Origin of the sequence: Zhihengliuella salsuginis, assembly GCF_014651715.1 — a bacterium.
Taxonomy (GTDB): Bacteria; Actinomycetota; Actinomycetes; order Actinomycetales; family Micrococcaceae; genus Zhihengliuella; species Zhihengliuella salsuginis.
Window position 1 is genome coordinate 184,046 of record NZ_BMXK01000005.1, and the last position, 19,265, is coordinate 203,310.

Consider the following 19,265-nt stretch of genomic DNA (forward strand, 5'->3'; position numbering starts at 1 on the left):
CGGGTCGCCGCCGGTGGGATCGTGGCAGTACCGGTGCGATGCGAAGGAGCGGCGTCATGGGCAGGGACTCGTACGAGGACGAGCGCTACAAGAAGTACTACAACCACCCGCCGCACGGGGAGATCCCGCAGGATCCGAAGCGCCGCGACGCGCTGGTCAAGGGGACGGAGCTGGACGACGACGCCGCGGCCCCGGAGCCGGACGCCGACGACGACCCGGCGCGTTAGCCGAACCAGGGCTCCTTGGCCGTGTCGAAGGTGCCGTCGTTCTCCGCCATGTTCAGCCACTGGTTGACGTACTCCTGGAAGACCTCGTCGCCGAGGGGCAGCAGGTAGGCCTTCTGCGAGAAGTTGAATGGCTCGTCGGGGTGCACGGCGCACAACTCCGGCTCCTCGTTCGCCACCCACATGGTCTCCGAGGCGTCCGTGGTCATGACGTCGGCGCGGCCCGCGATGATCTCGTCGAAGATCGTGTTGTTGTCCTCGAACCGGATGATCTCGCCGTCCGGGTAGTGCTCGTCGGCGAACTTCTCGTTGGTGCCGCCGATCGGCGTGATGGAACGGACCCCGGGCTGATTGATCTCCTCGATCGTGTCGTACTTCTCGACGTTCTCGCACAGGGTGATGGGGGTCTTGCCCTCGTCGAGCGTGGCCTCCGTGTAGAACGCCTGCTCGGCGCGTTCGAGCGAGACGGAGATGCCGCCGACGCCGATGTCGTAGTTCGCCAGGAAGTCCGGCATCAGGTCCTTCCAGGTGGTCTGCACGTACTCGACCTCGACGCCGAGGCGCTCGGCCAGGTCCTCGACCATCGTGATGTCGATGCCCTCGTACTCGCCGGACTCCGGGTCGAGGTACGTGAACGGCCGGTAGTCGCCCGTGGTGCACACCGTCAGGGTCCCCGCGTCCTTCACCGTGTCGAGTCGTGACGGTTCAGCCGCACCATGGGGCTGCGCAGAGGACTCGTCCGCCGCGGGGGTGGTCTCCGTCCCGGGGGCCGTGGAGCAGGCGGTCAGGGTCAGGAGGGCGGCCGTTGCGACACTACCGACCGCGGGGCGCGCTGTACGCGAAGGCCGCGGCGCGGGGCGCCCCGGCCCCTACGGGGTCCGGCGCTGGGCCCGGGCGTTCGCGCTCGAGATCGCCGTCACCGTTCGCGTGGCCGCGTAGCAGACCTTGCGCAGCACCCCGGCCTGCGAGTCAGGGGTGAACTTGCCGACCGGCCCCGACACCGACAGCGCTGCCACGGCCTGTCCGGATGCGTCGAAGACCGGCGCAGCGATGCAATTCAATCCGAGGAGGATCTCTTCGCGGTCGAACGCCAGATTCTCCCGGTGCACGCGGGTCAGCTCGGTCCGCAGCTTGACCGGGTCCGTGATCGTGTGTGGCGTCCAGGGCAACAGGCCGGAGTCGATGACGCGGTCCGCGGCCTCCGGGTTGTAGGAGAGCAGCACCTTGCCGACGGCGGTGCAGTACGCCGGCGCGCTCCCGCCGATCCGGGACGGGCTGCGCACCTGCAGGTGTCCGAACAGTTTGTTCAGGTACACGACCTCGGTGTCCTGCAGGACGGCCAGGTGCACAGTCTGCTTGGTCTGCTCGAACAGGTCGGCCAGGGACGGGGTCAGCGCGTCGCGCATCCGCCCGTGCAGGTCCGATTCGACCGGGGCCCCGAGATTCTGGATCATCTTGCCGAGGCGGTAGGCGTTGCCGGCGCGTTCGACGGCGCCATTGCGCTGCAGCATCGACAGGAGGCGGAAGGCGGTGGACTTGGAGAGCTCTGCCCGGCGGGCCAGCTCGCTGACGCCGACGCCCACCAGGGCGTCGTCGCCGAAGGAATTCAGCAGGGACATCGCCTTGTCGACGGCGGTGCGCTCATCTCGGGCTGGCCGGGTCATGGTCTCCTCTCGGGCTGGGGCAAGTTTACCGTTCCGTCTTCTTTTCGTCCGGTTCGGGCATTTCGAAGGCGGTCACGGCGCCTCGCGTGATGTCCCTGGTGGCACGTCACGCAGGTTGCGCCCGCCCGCCGTGCCGTGGATTGGAACCCGCCGGTGACGTGGGCCGCGGGTGTCCCTAGGGTGGTTGCAACGATCCGAACCCCGTGGAGACCGCCGTGCGCGCTGCCGTCGCGATTGCCCAAGACCCCGACAACCCGCTCGACTGCCTGCGGGTACGCGAGGTCCCACTGCCGGAGGCGCCCGAGGGCTGGGTGCGCGTGCAGGTCAAGGCCTCCAGCCTGAACCAGCACGACCTGTGGACCCTGCGCGGGGTAGGACACGACCCGGAGAATATTCCGATCGTTCTCGGCTGCGATGTCGCCGGTGTGACCGAAGACGGCCGCGAAGTCATCCTGCACCCGGTCATCGCCGACCCGGACGCGGGCGCCGGCGACGAGACCCTCGATCCGCGCCGGGCGCTTCTGTCGGAACGGCACGACGGCGGATTCGCCGAGTACATCGCGGTGCCCGAGCGGTGCCTGATCGACAAGCCGAAGCATCTCAGTTTCGAAGAAGCCGCGTGCCTGCCGGTCGCGTGGGGCACCGCGTTCCGCATGTTGTTCGGCCGAGCGCAGGCGAAGCCGGGGGAATCCGTTCTGGTCCAGGGGGCGGGCGGTGGCGTGACCAGTGCGGCCATTGCCCTTGCTGCTGCCGCCGGGTTGAGGGTCTTCGTCACGAGCCGTAGCGAGGAGAAGAGGCTGCAGGCGCTCGAGCTCGGTGCGGCGGCGGTCTTCGCGTCGGGCGAGAGGCTGCCCGAACGGGTGGACTACATCGTCGAGACCGTCGGTGAGGCGACGTGGGCACATTCTCTGAAGTGCCTGAAACCCGGAGGGGCGGTTGTCGTTTGCGGGGCGACCACGGGCTTCGATCCCAGCGCCGACCTGGCCCGGGTGTTCTACCAGCAGCTGCGCGTTCTGGGGTCGACTGGTTCCACGCTCGAAGAGTCGCGGGCGGTGGCGAGATTCGTCGAGCTCAAGGGCCTGCGCCCGCGCATCGACCGTACGCTGGACCTCGAACAGATCGGCGACGGCTTTGCGGCCATGGCTGACGGCGACCTCAACGGCAAGATCGTCGTCACGATCTAGGGTCCGTCTGAAAGTTCGATGCTGTCGTGGTCCGTGCCGGAACGGGCGCGGCGGCGGTAGAACGTCGGCGTCTCCCCGGTCTCCTTGCGGAACTGGCGGTTGAAGTTGGAGAGGTTGCGGTAGCCGACTTCGAAGGCGATCTCGGAGACGGGCTGGCGCGACTGCAGCAGCAGCTTGCTGGCGTGCGCGATGCGCAGGCGGCGCACCAGGGTCGCGAAGTTCTGGCCGCTTGCCCGCGCGAAGTAGCGGGAGAACGACGATTCAGACATGCCGGCCATTCGTGCCGCGTCCGACAGGCGGACGTCGCCGGTCAGATGCTCTGACACGTAGTTCATGGCCCGGCCGATGATCTCCTGCGCGTGCGGGTCGTCGAGGGGCGGCACCCACCCATCGGTGAGCAGCCGGTGCTCGCCCTCAGGGGCGTGCGCCAGGATTCTGAACAAGTCCAGTATCCGCACGAGCCGTTCGACGCCGGCTGCCTCGCCGATCGCGTCCAGGGTCTCGGCGCCCTGGGCGGCTGCCTCGCCCGAGTACTCGATGCCGAACCGGGCCTTGCGCCAGAGGTCGCGCAGCTCGCCCAGTTCCGGCAGCAGGATCTCGCACTCCTCGAGCCACTCGTGCCGGAACTGCAGAACGACATCCGAGTTGGGCAGGGTCTGACCGGGATCAACCTGGGTGAGCCACTCGTGCGGAACGTTGGGGCCGACGAGGACGAGCTGGCCGTCCCCGAAGTGCCCGACGTCGCCGCCGACGATGTACTGGCCGTGACGCCGCGCGAGGTGGATCTCGTACTCCGGGTGGTAGTTCCAGCGCGCATACGGCCCGGGGTAGTCGTGCTCGTGCCAGCGCGCGGAGTGCCGCGGGTCGTGGGGGACGAGCTCCCGGATCGCAGCCCGCGTTTCGGCGGGGTCGCCGCCAGTCGCGCCCGCCCGTTTGGAATCGTCGCTCCGCATCGGTTCTCCGTTCTCATCGCCGGCGTGCCGTACGACGCCGAGCTTACCGCCGGACAATCAACCTTGCGCAAAAAAGTATCACTCTGTGACCCGAGGCACGCTAGTCGGCGGCGGGCTCACTCCGTAGCGTGGAAGTTCTGGATGGGCCGTTGTGGCCGCTGGTCCGCAGAGGCGCGGCCGCCCATCACGCAATGCCGGGTGATCGAAGGAAGCTGACTGATATGAATCTGCAGGACATGTTCGGGCTCCGAGGCCGCGTCGCCGTCGTGACGGGCGGGACCCGCGGCATCGGCGAGGGCATCGCCAAAGGCCTTGCCGCAGCCGGCGCCGACGTCGCCGTTGCGGCGAGGAACCTCGACGACGCCCCGGCCGTGATCGCGGCCCTCGAGGACCTCGGCGTCGCCGCACGCGCCTACCGGGTCGACGTGACCCGGCGCGACGACGTCGAACGCCTGCTCGCCCACGTACTCGAGGACTTCGGCCGCGTCGACGTCCTGGTCAACAACGCGGGCGCCTGCATCCACAAGCCTGCCCTCGAGGTCACGGACGACGAGTTCACGAGTGTCTTCGATGTCAACGTGAACGCCTTGTGGAAGTGCTCGCAGGTCTTCGGCCGGCACTTCGTCGACTCCGGCGGCGGGAACATCGTCAACATCGGCTCCATCTCCGCCCAGATCGTCAACCGGCCCCAGTGGCAGCCCGCGTACAACGCCTCCAAGGCGGCCGTCCACCAGCTGACCAAGTCGCTGGCCGCCGAATGGGCGCCGCACTCGGTGCGCGTCAACGCGCTCGCCCCCGGCTACATCAAGACGGTCATGGCGCCCGTGGACGACCCGAAGTTCAAGCCGCGCTGGATCGACGACGCGGCCATGCAGCGCGCCGGCACCCCGGAGGAGATCGCCCCCTCGGTGGTCTACCTGGCGTCGGACGCGTCGTCGTTCACCACGGGCACCGTGCTCGTGGCCGACGGCGGCTACACCCTCTACTGAGCCCATCACTTGCGCCCGCCACGGCGACACATCGAGGAGAACACCATGAGAACACGCACACCTGCGCTGACGCGGAGACAGATGCTCCGCGCCGGCGGCCTATCGCTCGCGGCTCTGGGCGGACTGACCGCCTGTGGCGCGACGAATGCCACGGCCCCCGTGCCGGGGCTCGCCCCGGGGGCGGACCCGTGGCGCCGGTTCGCCGGGACCACCATCAACTTCATCTCCGAGAACACGGCGCCCACGGCGGCGATCGCCGCGAACCTGCAGCCGTTCAAGGACCTGACCGGGATCAACGTCAACATCGTCACCCTGGCGCTGCCGGCGCTGGTCCAGCGCGTTGCGCTCGATCTTGCCGGTGGCCAGTCGCAGTACGACGTGGTTTATGCGGACCCCTACCAGGTGCTGGCCCCGTATGCGGCCGGCCTCTCGGATCTGCGCGAGTTCGCCGCGGATGACTCCTACCCGCCCCTCGAAGGCGGGTTCGAGGACTTCATCCCCACGCAGCTGCAGGCAGCGGGCATGTTCGGGGACTCGGACGCGATTCACGCGCTGCCGTACGACTGCCCGACGATGATCTGGCAGTACCGCAAGGACATCTTCGAGAAGCACCACGATTCGATGCGCACCGACCTCGGGTTCGACCCGACGCCGTCGGCTGAACGCACTTGGGAGGAGTACTTCCGGATCGCCAAGTGGATCAACGACAACGTCGACGAGGTGCCCTACGGGACTGGCCACCAGGCCAAGCAGCACGATTCGCTCATGTGCGACTTTTCCAACGTCCTCTGGTCCTACGGCGGCGACTACTTCGCCGACGGCGCGGCGGTTGGCCTGCGCGGGTCCGAGGACCCGGGCGAGTGCCTGCTGACCTCGCCCGAATCGGTGGCCGCGGCCGAGTTCTACCGGCGCCTGGTCTCGATCGCCCACCCCGGCTCGCTGGGCTGGGACTGGGACGGCGTCGGCAACGCGCTGGCCGCCGGGGAAATCGCCATGGCGCCGAACTGGCACGAGTTCGCGGCCACCAACGAGGAGGCCCTGCCCGGACTCGTCGGCTACGCACCGCTGCCGCGCGGCCCCGTGGGGACGGCTAACCACTACGGCGGCACCGGGATCGGGATCAGCGCGATGTCCTCCGGCGCCCGCCGCGGGGCCGCGTGGCTGTTCGTCAACTGGGCGACGTCAACCGCGACCCAACTGAGCAATCTCCGATCCTCCGCCGGCGGTGGAACGCCCACGCGCCAGTCGGTCTACGCGATGCCGGAGGTCCAGGCGGCCACGACGCGCCCGACGGAGATGCCGAACATGCTGACGGAAGAGGCCGTGAGCATCGCGTGGGCGGAGGGCAAGATCGGGCTCCGGCCCAAGATCCCCATGTGGAACGAGTGCGATACCGCGCTCTTCACAGAACTGTCCCGCATGCTCGCGGGCCAGAAGACAGCGCGGGAGGCCATGGAGGACGCGACCTCCCGCATCGACGGAATCGTAGCCAGGGGGTGGGTCGCATGAGTGCCGACCAGACTGCAGACCAGAACACTGCCGCACGCAGTAGAGACGCCGGTGACGCCGGGATCGGACCGACGCCGGTCGCGCCGTCCGCTCGCCAGCACGACCGGGGACGAACCGGGGGTATCACTTTTACCGGATGGATGATGTCCCCCGGCGTCGCGCTGCTCGGCCTGCTGTCCCTCATCCCGCTCGTCATGCTGATCATGATGAGCTTCAGCCGCGTCCGACTGCTCGGCGGCCTGCAGCTCGAGTTCGTCGGACTCGACAACTGGATCCGCGCCTTCTCTGATGTGGAGCTCTGGAAGAGCTGGGTGCTGACGATCGGCTTCTTCGTCTCCACCCTGGGCGTGGAACTGGTGCTGGGCATCGCCATCGCCGTCGTCCTGAACCGGTTGACCCGCGGGCGCGGGCTCCTGCTGCCGCTCATCCTGCTGCCGATGTTCGTGGCGCCGTCGATCGTGGGCCTGCTCGGCCGCTACATGCTGGACCCGACGTTCGGGCTCTACGCGAACCTGCTGCAGGGGCTCGGATTCGAGCAGGACGTGCTCGGCAACCCCGTGTCGGCGTTCGTCGCCGTGACCCTGATGGACGTGTGGGAGTGGACGCCGTTGATCGCACTGATCACCCTCGCCGGCCTGAGCGGGGTGAATCCGTCGGTGCTGGAGGCGGCATCGATCGACGGTGCGGACGAGTGGAAGAAATTCTGGAACATCGTCCTGCCGTCCATCAAACCCATTCTGCTGGTCGCCATCCTGATCCGATCCATGGACGCGGTGCGCTACTTCGACATCATCAGCGTCACCACCAACGGCGGACCGGCGGACGCCACCAAGATCATCCCCGTCCGGCTCTACGAGGCGGCGTTCCGGTTCTTCGACCTCGGATACGCCGCCGTCATCGGCATCATGATGCTCGCGCTGACCATCATGATCGCCCGGCTCTTCGTCGGCCTGCTCAGCGAGAAGGAGACCCACTGATGTCCACGCACACCATCGCCACACCCCGGAGACGCTCGACGCGCGGGCGCGGTCCGGGCGGCATCGTCGCCGCCGCGTTCCTGATCCTCGCGCTCGCCTGGACTGTCGTCCCGCTCGTCTGGATGCTGCTCGGCTCCTTCAAGGGGCCCGGCGACGTCACCGCGTCGACGCCGCAGTGGTTCTTCGAGCCCACGTGGCGGAACTACGAGAACCTGTTCAGCGGCGCCAACAACCTGGCGACCTACCTGAACCACTCGGTGATCGCGGCCGTCGGCGCGGCGGTCATCGCCACGGTGCTCGGCACGCTCGGCGGCTACGGGCTGGCGCGCACGGCCTTCAAGGGCAAGAAGGGCCTGTCCTTCTGGTTCATCTCCACGCGTATGGCGCCGATCGCCGCCGTCGTCCTGCCGCTGTTCCTCGTCTTCCGGTTTGCGGGCCTGATCGACACGCTGCCCGGCCTGATCCTGGCCTACCTGACGTTCAACCTGCCGTTCGCGATCTGGATCATGAGCGCCTTCTTCGAGGCGATCCCGCCGTCGCTGGAGGAATCGGCGGAGGTCGCCGGTTGCACGCGATGGCAGACGTTCTGGTACGTGGCGCTGCCGCTGACCAAGGCCGGGATCGTCACGACGGCGGTGCTGTGCCTGGTCTTCGCGTGGAACGACTACGCGTTCGCCACGGTGATCTCCGGCCCGAACTCGCAGACTCTGCCCATCGCCGCGACGCAGCTGGTCACGCAGACCGGCGTCGACTGGGGCCAGCTCACCGCGATCGGGACGATCGTGGTGCTGCCGATGACCCTCGTCGGGCTCGCCGTGCGGAAGTGGCTCGTCACGGGCCTGACGCTCGGTGCCGTTACCGGTGAATGAATTCCCACCCGCCCCTCGCCGGGCGGCTGATTCCAGGAGCAACAACATGACAGAACAGAACCTCAGCGCCGTCCTGCACGCGATACACGATCTGCGCATCGAGGACCGGCCCGTGCCGGAGGCCGGGCACGGCGAAGTCCTGGTCCGCGTCGAGGCGGTCGGCATCTGCGGATCCGACGTCCACTATTACGAGCACGGCCGCATCGGCGACTTCGTTGTCGAGAAGCCCATGGTCATCGGGCACGAGGCCGCCGGCACCATCGAAGCCGTGGGCGAGGGCGTGCCGGCCTCACGGGTGGGCGAGCTGGTGGCCCTCGAACCCGGCGTGCCGTGCCGGCGCTGCGGCGAGTGCCTGGCGGGTCGGTACAACCTCTGCCCCGACGTCGTGTTCTTCGCGACGCCGCCCGTCGACGGTGCGATCACCCGACGGGTGGCGATCGACGCGCAGTTCGCTCATCCGGTCCCGGCCGGGATCACCGCGGAGGAAGCCGCCATGGCCGAGCCGGTATCTGTCGGCGTCTGGGCCTGCCGCCGCGCCGGTGTCGGTGTCGGCGACCGGGTGCTCGTCACCGGGGCGGGCCCGATCGGGCTGCTGGCAGCGCAGGTCGCCCGCGCCTTCGGCGCGGAAACGGTGCGGGTGACCGACCTCGACGACGTCCGCCTGGCCAAAGCGGCCGGGCTCGGTTTCGAGACCCGTCGCGCGGACGCGCGCGCAGACGGGGAGTTCGACGTCCTGCTGGAGTGTTCGGGAGCCGCTCCGGCCTTCCGCTCCGGCCTGTCCCAGCTCGCCCGGGCCGGGCGGGCCGTGCTGATCGGCATGGGCGCGGACACCGTGGAGCTGAACGTCCCGCTCGTCCAGGGACGGGAGCTCACGGTCACCGGCCTCTTCCGTTACGCGAACTGCTACCCGGCCGCCCTCCAGCTCATCGGCGCCGGAGCCGTCGACGCGGCCGGGATGATCACGCACCGGTTCGGGCTCGAGGAGACCGAGGCCGCCATGACCGTCAACGGCCGTGATCCGGAGGCGCTGAAGGCGATGGTGCTACCCCAGCAGCGAACCGTGGCGCCACGGCCTCCCGTCAGTGGGTAGGGTGCTGGTGAGAGTCCGCGACAACGTACGGAGAATCATGAGCGATCCCATCAACATCGGCAGCGTCGACGACATCCCCCCCGGCGAGGCACGCGTCCTCGACGGAGACGACAACAGCACCGGCGTGGACATTTCCGTCTTCCACGCCGAGGACGGCAGTTTCTACGCCCTCGACGACGAGTGCACCCACGAGGAGGCGTCCCTCGCGGACGGCTTCATCGAGGACTCCCAGGTCGAGTGCCCGCTGCACGCCGCCGCCTTCTGCCTGAAGACCGGCAAGGCGCTCTGCCTGCCCGCGACCGAGAACGCCCGCACCCACCGGGTGGAGGTCCGCGACGGCGAGCTCTACCTGTACCCGGGCGAGCCGGCGACCACGCAGGCCTGACGTGGAATCAGTGATCGTCGTCGGCGGCGGGCTGGGCGGCTTCACCGCGGTCCAGCAGCTGCGCGGACGCGGGTTCGCCGGCCGGATCGCGGTCGTCGACCCGGAGGGCGTCCCGTACGACCGCCCGCCCCTGAGCAAGGAGTTCCTCGCCGGGAGCATCGACGCCGAGCAGCTGCTCTTCGTCGAGCCGCACTGGTTCGCCGAGCGGGGCGTCGACGTGTACGCGGCGGCGGCCACCGCCGTCGACCTGCCGGACGCGGAGGACGACGACGGCCGAGTCGCCGTGACGCTGTCCGACGGCGGCCGGCTGACCGCCGACCGGATCGTCTTCGCGACCGGCGGGAAGCCCCGCGCCCTGCCGGTCCCCGGCGGGGACCTCGACTCGCTGCTCGTGCTGCGCACGCGCGCCGACGCCGAGAAACTGCGGGCCGGGCTGGTCCCGGGCGCCCGGCTGGCGGTCATCGGCGGCGGGCTCATCGGGGCGGAGGCCGCATCCGCCGCGCACCGCCTCGGGGTCGAGGTCACCCTCATCGATCCCGTGGACCCGCCGCTCGTCCCCGCGGTCGGCCCCGAGCTGGCCGGGCGCCTGCACGCCATGCACGCCGCGGCCGGGATCCGGGTCCTGGCCGCCGCGCCGTCGGAGATCTCCGTCCGGGACGGCGTCCACGAGCTCGCGTTCGGCGACGGGATCGGCCCGGTGTCGGCCGACGTCGTGCTGGTGGGCATCGGGATCGTGCCGAACACGGCGCTCGCCGAGGCGGCGGGCGTCGAGGTCGACGGCGGCATCCTGACGGACGACGCCCAGCGCACCAGCCACCCGCGCGCCTGGGCCGTGGGCGACTGCACGCGACCCCGGCTGGGCGACGGGAGCCCCGGGCGCCGGGCCGAGCACTGGGAGAGCGCCATGCACGCCGGGACCGCGGCGGCGGCCGCGATGCTCGGCCAGGAGCCGCCGGCGCAGACCGCGTCGTGGTTCTGGTCAGACCGGCACGGCGTGCACGTCGAGGGGGTCGGCGACATGACGGCCGGCGACACCACGGTCACGCGCGCCGACGCGTCCGGGAACGTGCAGGCGGCCTTCCGGCTCGCGGCCGCGGACGACGGCCACCGGGTGGTGGGGGCCGCGGCGGTCGACGGCGGCGTCGCGATCCGCGTGGCCCGGCGGATGATCGACCGGGGGACCGCAGCCGATCCCGCCCGGCTGGCCGACCCGGCCGTGCCCTACAAGCAGCTGCTCAAGTAGGCGGTCCGCCGCACGCTCAACCGGCCGTGGCGACCACCGCGAGCGTGCACCGCGAGACGCAGACGAGCTTGCCGTCGTCGTTCACGATCTTGACCTCCCACACCTGGGAGCGGCGGCCGAGCGCGAGCGGCGCCGCCGTGCCGTGCACGCGCTGGCCGGGCAGCCCCGGGCGCACGTGGTTCGCGTTGATCTCCTGGCCGAAGACCTGGAACCGCTCCGGGTCCACGGTCAGGTGGCCGCCGACCGAGGCGAGCGTCTCCGCCAGGGCCACGGACGCGCCGCCGTGCAGGACGCCGGCCGGCTGGACCGTGCGCGGGTCGACGGGCATGGACGCCGTGACCGTCTCCTCGCCGACGTGCGTGAACTCGATGCCGATGTGCTCGCTCAGCGTGCCGGCGCCCAGCTCCGCCACCTCGGCGACGTCCGGCGTTCCGAACCAGATGCTCATGTGTTCTCCTGACGTGGATCCGTGCTCCCTCGGAGACTACCGCAGGGTAGCCGTGGTGCGGTGTCCGCGCGGCGGGGACACTGGAGTCATGAGGTCCCCGGCCGGACGCAGGTTGCGTGGGCTGGCCGCCGTTGCGGCGGCCGGCTCCCTGGCCGCCTGCGGTTCCGGCGGCGGGATGCCCGGCGACGAGCCCACGTCCGGCGGCCCTGCGTCGGGCAGTGCCGACGGGCCGGTGCTGCGCGCCACCGAGGTCCGCGGTGCGGGGGTCCGGCTGGTCACCCTCGAGCCGCTCCCGGGCACCAGCATCGGCATCGACGAGATGGGGCGCTACGGACAACTCTCCTACGACGGCGGCACCGAGTGCTGGCTGCTCGACCCCGCCACCGAGGAAGCGAACGGGGTCTACGGGGTGGGGTGGACGGCGGGCGCCGAGCCGCAGGCGGACGGCCGCACCGCCGTGGTCGTGCCCTCGCCCGCGGACGGCGGTGGCGACAGCGTCGCGGACGGCGACGACGTCGTGTTCTCGGCCGCGATCCACCCGCCGGAGGACGTCGAGGGGTTCCCCGCCGAATGCGTCGGGACGGCCGGCGCCGTGATGTGGATCGGCGACATGCGCCGAGACGGCGGCTAGCGACCCGTCGTGAGGACCGCGATCACGCCGAGCACGCCCAGGGCGGCGACGGCCGCCGTCGTGCCGATGATCGCGACGACGTCCGCCTGCAGCGCCTCCTCGCGGATGCCGCCGGCCTGCCGCCGGTAGCGCAGGCGCTGGGTGACGTAGATCGACAGTGCGACGACGGCGCTCGCGCCCGTGAGCGCGATCATCCAGCCGCCGTAGTACGGCAGCCAGCGCAGGAAGACGGCGCCGACGACGGTGATCGAGAGCATCGTGCGCCCCCACGAGAGGACGGTGCGCTCGGGCTGCAGCCCCGGGTCGCCGTGGTGGGTCGGGGTGGGCGGGGGAGCGTCCGGCACGGCTACCCCAGGGCCAGGATGACGAGGACGGTCGCGGCCGCGAGCGCCGACCCGAGGCCGAGCAGCGGGACGATCAGCGGCAGCGGGAGCGGCTTGCGCTGGCGCATCCGGTGCTCCACACGCAGCCAGCGCACGCCCGCGCCGAGGGCGATCAGCAGGCCGACGGCGATGATGAAGGCCGCGAGCCCGCGCCGGAACGCGTCGCTGAAGAGGTCGAGGGCGAACGCCTCCAGCGCGATGCCGCCCGCGAGGAAGGCGAGCGACGTGCGGATCCAGGCCAGGAAGGTGCGCTCGTTGGCCAGCGTGAAGCGGGGGTCCGGCTCCGTGCCGCCGGGCAGCAGGCGCTCGGCGAGCCAGCCGCGTGAGGATTCGTCGTTGTTCATCGCTTCCAACAGTACCGGGAACGCGCCGACGGCGGGCGGGCGGCCACCACCGGGGCCGCCCACCCGCCGTCAGCGGTACGTCGTGCTAGTGCTTCGCCGACGGGCTGCGGCGCAGGACCATCAGCACGGTGCCGAGCAGGACCAGCAACGAGCCGGCGCCGACGAGCCAGGCGGTCGTCGCGCCGGTCTCGGCGAGCTCGTCGTCGCCTCCGCCGGCGGGTTGGCTGCTCGGGTCCGCGGTGCCCGGATCAGCAGAGGGCTCCCCGGTCGGCTCCGTCGGCCCGTCCGAGCCGCCCGGCTTCTCCGTCGGCTCGCCGGTCGACGTCGGTTCCGCGGTGGGCTCCCCGGTCGGGGTCGGGGTCGGGGTAGGCGTCGGTTCCGGTGTGGGCGTCGGCTCCGGCGTCTCCTCGGCGACGGACGCCGCGCGTCCCAGCGGGGCCGGGTCGACGACGTCGAAGGCGCCGAAGAAGGCGACGGTGGCGTCGATGTCGACCTGGCCCGAGTCGGCGCGGTTCGTCCCCTCCGCGAAGGTGGCGAAGTTGTCCCCGCCCGAGGCGAGGAACGAGTTGGTCACGATCCGGTAGGTCGCGTCCATGTCCAGCGGCTCGCCGTCGAACTCCACGGCGGTGACGTGCGCGCCGGCGGCGGCCGCGTCGTCGTACCAGTACTGCAGGCCCTCGGAGATCCCCAGGTGCAGCTTCGGGCGGTCGTTGCCCGGCTGCCACTGCTCCTCGAGCACGGCCTTGATCTGTGCGCCGGTCAGGTCCATCGTGACCAGGGTGTTCGCGAACGGCTGGACGTCGGCCGCCTCCTTGAAGGTCACCACGCCGTCCTCGCCGTAGAGCAGGTCGGCGCGCAGGCCGCCCGGGTTCATGAACGCGATCTCGGCCGGCTCGCCCGCGTAGGAGTCGTTGGACGTCGCCCACAGGTGGATGTCGGCGACCAGGTTGCCCAGGGTCGACTCGACGCCGCGGTCGTCGCCCGGGACCTCGCCCCCGCGCACGATATCGTCCGAGATGGTGCCGAGCTCGCGCCCGCCGACGATCTCGGCCTCCGCGACGGCGTCGTCGACGATCGCCTGGATCTCCGGGTCGGGCGCGTAGCCCTGGTCGGCCAGGTCGACGAGTTCGGCCGCGGAATCCACGACGTCGCCCGTCGCCGGGTCGACGCTCAGGCTCACGTGGCTGAACGTGCTCCCGTAGTCGTTGCCCTGGAGCACGGCGCGTTCCGAGCCGTCCGGGCCGGCGATCTGGCAGGCGTAGCCCATGTGGGTGTGGCCGGAGAAGAACGCGTCGACGTCGGCCGAGGCGTTGCGGATCAGGTCCCCGTAGCCGGTCTCGGCGGAGGCCACGGCGGCGCAGTCCTCGGCCTCGGAGCCGTCGTGGGTCAGGACCACGATCACGTCGGCCTCCCCGTTGGAGTCGTCGTCGTCCGAGAGCTGGGCGGAGACGCGGTTGACCGCCTCGAGCTGGCTGCCGAACTCGATGTCCGCGATGCCGTCGGGGGAGACCAGCGTGCCGGTCTGCTCGGTGACCGTGCCGATGAAGCCGACGCTCACGCCGTCGAACTCGCGGATCGCGTACTCCTCCAGTGCGGGCTCGGTGGTGCCCTTCGCGTAGACGTTGGCGCCGAGGGCCAGGTCGCCGCCGGGCAGGCCGGTCGAGGCGGCCCAGCGGTCGACGACGCGGCCGGACAGGTCGTCGAACCCGCGGTCGAACTCGTGGTTGCCGACGGTCGAGACGGAGAGGCCGGCGGCCCCGAGCGCGTCGATCGTCGGGTTGTCGTCCTGGGACATGGACTCGAAGGTCGAGGCGCCGATGTTGTCGCCGGCGGAGACGAACAGCGTGTTCGGGTTCTCCGCCTCGAAGGCCTCGACGGCCGTGCCGATCGCCGCCGCGCCGACGCTGCCGTTGAACAGGTCCTCGGAGATGCGGCCGTGGAAGTCGTTGACGGCGATCAGGTCGATCTCGACCGGTGCGACGGCGGCGCTCGCCGCCGGCGCCAGGAGAGCGGTGCCGAGTGCGGCGACGGCCGCCGCCCCGGCCGTGCGGGTGAGCCCGGAACGCGTGGAGGCGCGGCCGGCTGTGCGATTGGACATGAAGAATCCCCCGTGGAGTGGATGAAAGCAGGACACCATTGAAGCGAACCCGCATGGCCACCAGGTGAACGGAATGTGACCGGGCGCACGGGGTCCCGGATCCGATGCTAGCGGAGCGGTTGCGACTTGTGAACGATGACTTTCAGAAATGACCGCGGCGCGGCCGGGCTCAGGCGGCCAGCGCCGCGTCCGTGCCGAGGCGGGGGCGGTCCGCGGGGGTCGCGGCATAGTGCTCGATCGAGGCCAGCAGCAGGTTCGGGTCGCACGTGAGGTACTGGACCAGGATCGTCAGGCGCTCCTCCGCGGAGCCGCCGCCGGGCCGGTGGCGCACCACGATCCGGCTGGGGCCGCGCTCGCCGAGCGGGTGCCGCTGCCCGAGCGGACCGTGCTTGGCAGGGTCCTCGGCGCGCACGCCCGTGACGTCCTTCCAGAACAGCTCGGCAGTCGGAGCCTGGCCGACCAGCACGATCCGGCTGCGCGTCAGGTAGACGCCGGGCGGCTGCTCGGCCGAGAGCTTGAGCATCCGCACGCCCTCGATCGTCACGATCACGCCCACGCCCAGCAGCATGACCGCCGCGAGCAACGGGGGAAGGTGCGCGGCGCCGTCGTACTCGGTGAGGGTGTCCGCCCCCAGGGCGAGCGCGCTGACCAGGGTGACCACCGCGACGCCGACGGTCAGGCCGCCCGTGTAGGCGGAGGCGCGGGTGGTCGCGAAGCGGGTGGCCGCGCGGCGGCCGGTGGAGGTGACGACGGCGGCGGTTGCCGGCGGCTCGTCGGCGCCGCCCCGGCGGTACTCGCGCACGATCGACCACCCGACGCCCACGCCGAGCGCGAGCAGCGGGGAGGACAGGAGCCACTCCTGTGCAGTCAGTCCCCAGACCCCGGCGCCGAGCAGGACGGCGACCAGGATGAAGGCCGGCAGCAGGTGGTGGGCGAGCTTCCAGCCGCGGTGCCGCGGGGCCCACAGGCGGGCGGCAGGATCGTGGCTGGTCATGGGTTCACGCTATCGCAGGTGCGCTGGGGGAACGCCGTGAATCCGGTGTCATCTGCTGATGCGCGCGACGAACCGGAACCGGTCGCCGCGGTAGAGCCCGCGCATCCACTCGGCGGCCCTCCCGTGCTGGTCCCAGGCGGTCCGGTGCACCTGCAGGAGCGGGTGTCCGGTGTCGACGCCGAGCGTCTCCGCGTCGTCGGCGGCGGCCAGCGCCGTCTCCACGTGGTCCTCGGCGGCCGAGATGTCGATGCCGTAGACCTCCCGCAGCGTCTCGTAGAGCGAGCCGCGGGCCTCCAGTTCGATCTCGAGGCCGGGGAAGGGCCCGGGGAGGTGGGCCGCCTCGATGGCCAGCGGCTCGCCGTCCTGCCGGCGCAGGCGGCGCAGGCGGGTGACCGTCGAGTCGACCGGCACGTCGAGGCGGGCGGCCATCTCCCCGCCCGCCTCGATGCGCTCCAGGCCCAGGACGATGCTGTCGGTCTTGTAGCCGGTCATGTCCTCGCTGAAGGAGGTCATCTGGCGGACGTGGATCTTCTTGGGGTCCGCCACGAACGTCCCGCGCCCCTGGGTGCGGGCGAGGCGGCCCTCGACGACGAGCTCCGCGATGGCCTTGCGGATGGTGGTCCGGGAGGTGTCGAACCGCTCGGCGAGCTCGCGTTCGGTGGGGATCATGGTGCCCGGCGACGTTTCCCCGATGATCTCCAGGATGCGCAGTTTCTGCTCGTAGTACTTGGGCAGGCTCATGCTGTTCCCGGCTCCTTTCTCGGTGTAATCCTTGACACATCATATTGGTCTATGCCAATTTTAAGCCAGTGCTAATTGGTCTAGTTTTGCAGACCATTGGCCCGGATGCCTCGAACATGACGGCGTCTGGACCGGACCACCCATCGAAAGGATGCCGACGTGGGCATTGTCAATGAGATACGCCAGTCGTCCCGGCTGAGCCTCATGGTCGCGGTCGCCGCGGCCACCCTGGGAATCATCTACGGCTACGATTCCTCGAACATCGCCGGCGCCCTGCTGTTCGTCACCGACGAGTTCTCGCTCAGCGTGGCCCAGCAGCAGACGGTGACCACCTCCGTCGTCATCGGCGAGATCTTCGGCGCGCTCTTCGCCGGCGCCCTCTCGAACCGGATCGGCCGCAAGTCCACCATGGTGCTGGTCGCCGTGACGTACGCGGTCTTCTCCCTGCTCTCCGGCCTCGCCTGGGCGGTCCCGGTGCTCATCGCGGCCCGCTTCCTGCTGGGCCTGACGATCGGCGTCTCGGTCGTGGTGGTCCCCGTCTTCGTCGCCGAGTCCGCACCCGCCAAGGTCCGCGGCGCCTTCCTGGTCCTCTACCAGGTCGCGACCGTCGTCGGCATCATCCTCGGCTACCTCGTCGCGTGGGCCCTCGCCGCCGGCGAGAACTGGCGCTGGATGCTCGCCGCCGCGTTCATCCCCGGCGTGATCATCGCGCTGCTCATCGCCAAGCTTCCCGACACGGCCCGCTGGTACGCCATGCGCGGGAGGTACGACGACGCCCGCCGCACCCTCGAGCGCGTCGAGCCGGACGCGGCGATCGTCGACCGGGAGCTCGCCGAGATGCGCGAGGCCAACGACTCCCCGCGCCAGAACACGTGGCGCGCCCTGGTCCGCCACCCCTACCTGCGCGCCACGGTCTTCGTCGTCGGGCTCGGCTTCTTCGTCCAGATCACCGGCATCAACGCGATCGTCTACTACAGCCCGCGCATCTTCGAGGCCATGGGCTTCTCCGGCAACGCCACCCTGCTCGGGCTGCCCGCGCTCGTCCAGGTCGCCGGCCTGCTGGCCGTGTTCCTCTCCTTCAGCCTGATCGACCGCATGGGCCGCCGCCCCATCCTGCTGACCGGCATCGGCATCATGGTCCTCGCCAACGGGCTGCTGGTTCTCACGTTCCTCTTCGGCGAGAACTTCGGCGGCTTCCTCACGGTCCTCGGCTTCGTCGGCCTGATCCTCTTCACCGTGGGCTTCACGTTCGGCTTCGGCTCGCTGGTGTGGGTCTACGCGGGCGAATCGCTGCCCTCGCACCTGCGCTCCCTCGGCGCGAGCGCCATGCTCACAGCCAACCTCATGGCCAACGCGGCCGTCGCCGCGATCTTCCTGACGATGCTCACCAAGCTCGGCGGCGGCGGCACGTTCGTGGTCTTCGGCATCCTGGCGCTCGCCGCGTTCGTCTTCGTCCACCGCCTGGCCCCCGAGACCAAGAACCGCCCGCTCGAGGACATCTCTTCCTTCTGGGAGAACGGCGGCAAGTGGCCGGCCGAACCCGCGCAGGACGACGACGGGGCCCCCGCCTCCGCCAGCCCGAACGGCGCCGCATGACCGCGGGCACCCGGGCGCGCGGCGCCGTCGTCGGACTCGACGTCGGCGGGTCGAAAACCCATGCCGTTCTCACGATCGACGGCGTGCAGACCGCCGAGGTCCTCGCCGGCAGCGCGAACCCGTCCTCCGTCGGCGCCGAGGAGGCCGGCCGCCAGCTGGCCGGGGTGTTCGCCCGCCTCGCGGACGGCAACCCCCGCCCGGCGCGGGTCTGCGCCGGCGTGGCCGGGGCCGACACCGACGAATCACGCGCCGTGTTCGCCGGGCTGCTCGCGAAGCACGCGCCCGGGGCCGAGATCGCGGTCGTGCACGACACGGCGCTGCTGCTCGCGGCCGCCGGCCTCGAGACGGGCATCGCGCTGATCGCCGGCACCGGATCGGTCGCGTGGGGCCGCGGCGCGGACGGCACGGCCGGCGGACGCGAGGCGCGCGTCGGCGGGTGGGGCTACCTCCTCGGCGACGAGGGCAGCGGCTACTGGGTGGCCCGCGCCGCCGTCCGCCACGCGCTCGAGCGGCTCGACCTCGGCGACGGGCCGGACCGCCTGTCCCAGCAGCTCGCGGCGGACTGCGGACTGCAGGGCGCCGAGGAGCTGCTCGGCCACTTCTACGCGAACCCCGAGCGCCGCTACTGGGCGAGCCGCTCGCGCGTCGTGTTCGAGCTCGCCGCGGCCGGCGATCCGGCCTCCACCGTGATCGTCGCTGGGGCCGCCGATGCCCTGGCGTACCTCGTCGCGCGCGTCGCCGGCCGCCTCGGGCGCGCCGACGGGCAGCCCCCGCTGCCCGTCGTCATGGCCGGCGGGATGGCCGTCAACCAGCCGCTGCTGCAGCGCCACCTGCGCGACCGCCTGGCCGGGCACGGGCTGCACGACGTCCGCGTGCTCGACGCCGACCCCGTCCACGGGGCAGTCCGCCTGGCCGCAGGCCACCTCATTCCCACCGCTTAGAA

General features: G+C 70.9%; 21 protein-coding genes. 12 read left to right on the plus strand and 9 right to left on the minus strand.

Annotated elements, in window-relative coordinates:
- The first annotated feature begins 56 nt into the window (after positions 1 to 56).
- The gene (locus IE069_RS07150; RefSeq protein WP_189349433.1) at positions 57 to 227 is read left to right on the plus strand and encodes a hypothetical protein; all 171 of its coding nucleotides are present in this window, start codon (positions 57 to 59) and stop codon (positions 225 to 227) included.
- Here IE069_RS07150 and IE069_RS07155 read toward each other — a convergent pair.
- Positions 224 to 910, minus strand: coding sequence for a transporter substrate-binding domain-containing protein (locus IE069_RS07155; RefSeq protein ID WP_229791006.1), 687 nt, complete (start codon positions 908 to 910; stop codon positions 224 to 226). The two genes, IE069_RS07150 and IE069_RS07155, sit on opposite strands and share 4 nt — an antisense overlap.
- Before the next feature lie 183 nt (positions 911 to 1,093).
- The gene (locus IE069_RS07160) at positions 1,094 to 1,888 is read right to left on the minus strand and encodes an IclR family transcriptional regulator (protein ID WP_189349434.1); all 795 of its coding nucleotides are present in this window, start codon (positions 1,886 to 1,888) and stop codon (positions 1,094 to 1,096) included.
- A gap of 215 nt (positions 1,889 to 2,103) precedes the next feature.
- On the opposite strand from IE069_RS07160, the gene IE069_RS07165 reads away from it, so the two are divergent.
- Complete coding sequence (locus IE069_RS07165; RefSeq protein WP_189349435.1) at positions 2,104 to 3,072, plus strand: zinc-binding dehydrogenase; 969 nt, start codon at positions 2,104 to 2,106, stop codon at positions 3,070 to 3,072.
- On the opposite strand, the gene IE069_RS07170 is transcribed toward IE069_RS07165, so the two are convergent.
- Positions 3,069 to 4,025, minus strand: coding sequence for a helix-turn-helix domain-containing protein (locus IE069_RS07170; RefSeq protein ID WP_189349436.1), 957 nt, complete (start codon positions 4,023 to 4,025; stop codon positions 3,069 to 3,071). The genes IE069_RS07165 and IE069_RS07170 overlap by 4 nt on opposite strands.
- A 221-nt stretch (positions 4,026 to 4,246) precedes the next feature.
- Between IE069_RS07170 and IE069_RS07175 the strand changes: the two genes are divergently transcribed.
- The 7 genes from IE069_RS07175 to IE069_RS07205 all read left to right on the plus strand — a co-directional run bounded on the left by IE069_RS07175 (position 4,247) and on the right by IE069_RS07205 (position 11,087).
- On the plus strand, positions 4,247 to 5,014 hold the full coding sequence (locus IE069_RS07175; protein ID WP_189349437.1) for a glucose 1-dehydrogenase: 768 nt from the start codon (positions 4,247 to 4,249) through the stop codon (positions 5,012 to 5,014).
- A gap of 45 nt (positions 5,015 to 5,059) precedes the next feature.
- On the plus strand, positions 5,060 to 6,523 hold the full coding sequence (locus IE069_RS07180) for an extracellular solute-binding protein (protein WP_189349438.1): 1,464 nt from the start codon (positions 5,060 to 5,062) through the stop codon (positions 6,521 to 6,523).
- A 140-nt stretch (positions 6,524 to 6,663) separates the two neighbouring features.
- Positions 6,664 to 7,500, plus strand: a complete 837-nt coding sequence (locus tag IE069_RS07185) for a carbohydrate ABC transporter permease (protein ID WP_189349439.1) — start codon at positions 6,664 to 6,666, stop codon at positions 7,498 to 7,500.
- The gene (locus IE069_RS07190; RefSeq protein WP_189349440.1) at positions 7,500 to 8,369 is read left to right on the plus strand and encodes a carbohydrate ABC transporter permease; all 870 of its coding nucleotides are present in this window, start codon (positions 7,500 to 7,502) and stop codon (positions 8,367 to 8,369) included. The genes IE069_RS07185 and IE069_RS07190 overlap by 1 nt, the downstream gene beginning before the upstream one ends.
- 46 nt (positions 8,370 to 8,415) lie before the next feature.
- On the plus strand, positions 8,416 to 9,459 hold the full coding sequence (locus tag IE069_RS07195; RefSeq protein ID WP_189349441.1) for an NAD(P)-dependent alcohol dehydrogenase: 1,044 nt from the start codon (positions 8,416 to 8,418) through the stop codon (positions 9,457 to 9,459).
- Positions 9,460 to 9,496: 37 nt separating this feature from the next.
- Positions 9,497 to 9,844, plus strand: a complete 348-nt coding sequence (locus IE069_RS07200; RefSeq protein ID WP_189349442.1) for a bifunctional 3-phenylpropionate/cinnamic acid dioxygenase ferredoxin subunit — start codon at positions 9,497 to 9,499, stop codon at positions 9,842 to 9,844.
- Between the two features lies 1 nt (position 9,845).
- Positions 9,846 to 11,087 (plus strand): NAD(P)/FAD-dependent oxidoreductase, encoded by a 1,242-nt coding sequence (locus IE069_RS07205; RefSeq protein WP_189349443.1) that lies wholly within the window; start codon positions 9,846 to 9,848, stop codon positions 11,085 to 11,087.
- Positions 11,088 to 11,103: 16 nt separating this feature from the next.
- Here IE069_RS07205 and IE069_RS07210 read toward each other — a convergent pair whose 3' ends face one another.
- Positions 11,104 to 11,535 carry a PaaI family thioesterase gene (locus IE069_RS07210; protein ID WP_189349444.1) on the minus strand — a complete coding sequence of 144 codons (432 nt, stop codon included), beginning with the start codon at positions 11,533 to 11,535 and terminating at the stop codon, positions 11,104 to 11,106.
- 88 nt (positions 11,536 to 11,623) lie between these two features.
- Here IE069_RS07210 and IE069_RS07215 point away from each other — a divergent pair, with 88 nt between their 5' ends.
- Positions 11,624 to 12,166: a hypothetical protein gene (locus tag IE069_RS07215; protein WP_189349445.1), complete on the plus strand. Its 543-nt coding sequence runs from the start codon at positions 11,624 to 11,626 to the stop codon at positions 12,164 to 12,166.
- Here IE069_RS07215 and IE069_RS07220 read toward each other — a convergent pair.
- From IE069_RS07220 to IE069_RS07240, 5 genes are all read right to left on the minus strand, one after another.
- Complete coding sequence (locus tag IE069_RS07220) at positions 12,163 to 12,510, minus strand: DUF202 domain-containing protein (RefSeq protein WP_189349446.1); 348 nt, start codon at positions 12,508 to 12,510, stop codon at positions 12,163 to 12,165. The two genes, IE069_RS07215 and IE069_RS07220, sit on opposite strands and share 4 nt — an antisense overlap.
- A gap of 2 nt (positions 12,511 to 12,512) precedes the next feature.
- Entirely contained in the window at positions 12,513 to 12,893 is a 381-nt protein-coding gene (locus tag IE069_RS07225; RefSeq protein WP_189349447.1) for a YidH family protein, read from the minus strand.
- 85 nt (positions 12,894 to 12,978) lie between these two features.
- Entirely contained in the window at positions 12,979 to 14,991 is a 2,013-nt protein-coding gene (locus IE069_RS07230; protein ID WP_189349448.1) for a bifunctional metallophosphatase/5'-nucleotidase, read from the minus strand.
- A gap of 169 nt (positions 14,992 to 15,160) precedes the next feature.
- A complete protein-coding gene (locus IE069_RS07235) occupies positions 15,161 to 15,985 on the minus strand; it encodes a hypothetical protein (protein ID WP_189349449.1) in 825 nt (274 codons plus the stop codon).
- A 48-nt stretch (positions 15,986 to 16,033) separates the two neighbouring features.
- Entirely contained in the window at positions 16,034 to 16,726 is a 693-nt protein-coding gene (locus tag IE069_RS07240) for a GntR family transcriptional regulator (protein ID WP_189349450.1), read from the minus strand.
- Between the two features lie 159 nt (positions 16,727 to 16,885).
- On the opposite strand from IE069_RS07240, the gene IE069_RS07245 reads away from it, so the two are divergent.
- The gene (locus IE069_RS07245; RefSeq protein ID WP_189349451.1) at positions 16,886 to 18,322 is read left to right on the plus strand and encodes a sugar porter family MFS transporter; all 1,437 of its coding nucleotides are present in this window, start codon (positions 16,886 to 16,888) and stop codon (positions 18,320 to 18,322) included.
- Positions 18,319 to 19,263, plus strand: coding sequence for an N-acetylglucosamine kinase (locus IE069_RS07250; RefSeq protein ID WP_189349452.1), 945 nt, complete (start codon positions 18,319 to 18,321; stop codon positions 19,261 to 19,263). The genes IE069_RS07245 and IE069_RS07250 overlap by 4 nt, the downstream gene beginning before the upstream one ends.
- Positions 19,264 to 19,265 lie beyond the last annotated feature (2 nt).

Coding starts and splice junctions, on each gene's coding strand:
- IE069_RS07150 (WP_189349433.1), top strand. CDS start 57: ATGGGCAGGGACTCGTACGAGGACGAGCGCTACAAGAAGTACTACAAC.
- IE069_RS07160 (WP_189349434.1), bottom strand. CDS start 1,888: ATGACCCGGCCAGCCCGAGATGAGCGCACCGCCGTCGACAAGGCGATG.
- IE069_RS07170 (WP_189349436.1), bottom strand. CDS start 4,025: ATGCGGAGCGACGATTCCAAACGGGCGGGCGCGACTGGCGGCGACCCC.
- IE069_RS07175 (WP_189349437.1), top strand. CDS start 4,247: ATGAATCTGCAGGACATGTTCGGGCTCCGAGGCCGCGTCGCCGTCGTG.
- IE069_RS07180 (WP_189349438.1), top strand. CDS start 5,060: ATGAGAACACGCACACCTGCGCTGACGCGGAGACAGATGCTCCGCGCC.
- IE069_RS07185 (WP_189349439.1), top strand. CDS start 6,664: ATGATGTCCCCCGGCGTCGCGCTGCTCGGCCTGCTGTCCCTCATCCCG.
- IE069_RS07190 (WP_189349440.1), top strand. CDS start 7,500: ATGTCCACGCACACCATCGCCACACCCCGGAGACGCTCGACGCGCGGG.
- IE069_RS07195 (WP_189349441.1), top strand. CDS start 8,416: ATGACAGAACAGAACCTCAGCGCCGTCCTGCACGCGATACACGATCTG.
- IE069_RS07200 (WP_189349442.1), top strand. CDS start 9,497: ATGAGCGATCCCATCAACATCGGCAGCGTCGACGACATCCCCCCCGGC.
- IE069_RS07210 (WP_189349444.1), bottom strand. CDS start 11,535: ATGAGCATCTGGTTCGGAACGCCGGACGTCGCCGAGGTGGCGGAGCTG.
- IE069_RS07215 (WP_189349445.1), top strand. CDS start 11,624: ATGAGGTCCCCGGCCGGACGCAGGTTGCGTGGGCTGGCCGCCGTTGCG.
- IE069_RS07225 (WP_189349447.1), bottom strand. CDS start 12,893: ATGAACAACGACGAATCCTCACGCGGCTGGCTCGCCGAGCGCCTGCTG.
- IE069_RS07230 (WP_189349448.1), bottom strand. CDS start 14,991: ATGTCCAATCGCACAGCCGGCCGCGCCTCCACGCGTTCCGGGCTCACC.
- IE069_RS07235 (WP_189349449.1), bottom strand. CDS start 15,985: ATGACCAGCCACGATCCTGCCGCCCGCCTGTGGGCCCCGCGGCACCGC.
- IE069_RS07240 (WP_189349450.1), bottom strand. CDS start 16,726: ATGAGCCTGCCCAAGTACTACGAGCAGAAACTGCGCATCCTGGAGATC.
- IE069_RS07250 (WP_189349452.1), top strand. CDS start 18,319: ATGACCGCGGGCACCCGGGCGCGCGGCGCCGTCGTCGGACTCGACGTC.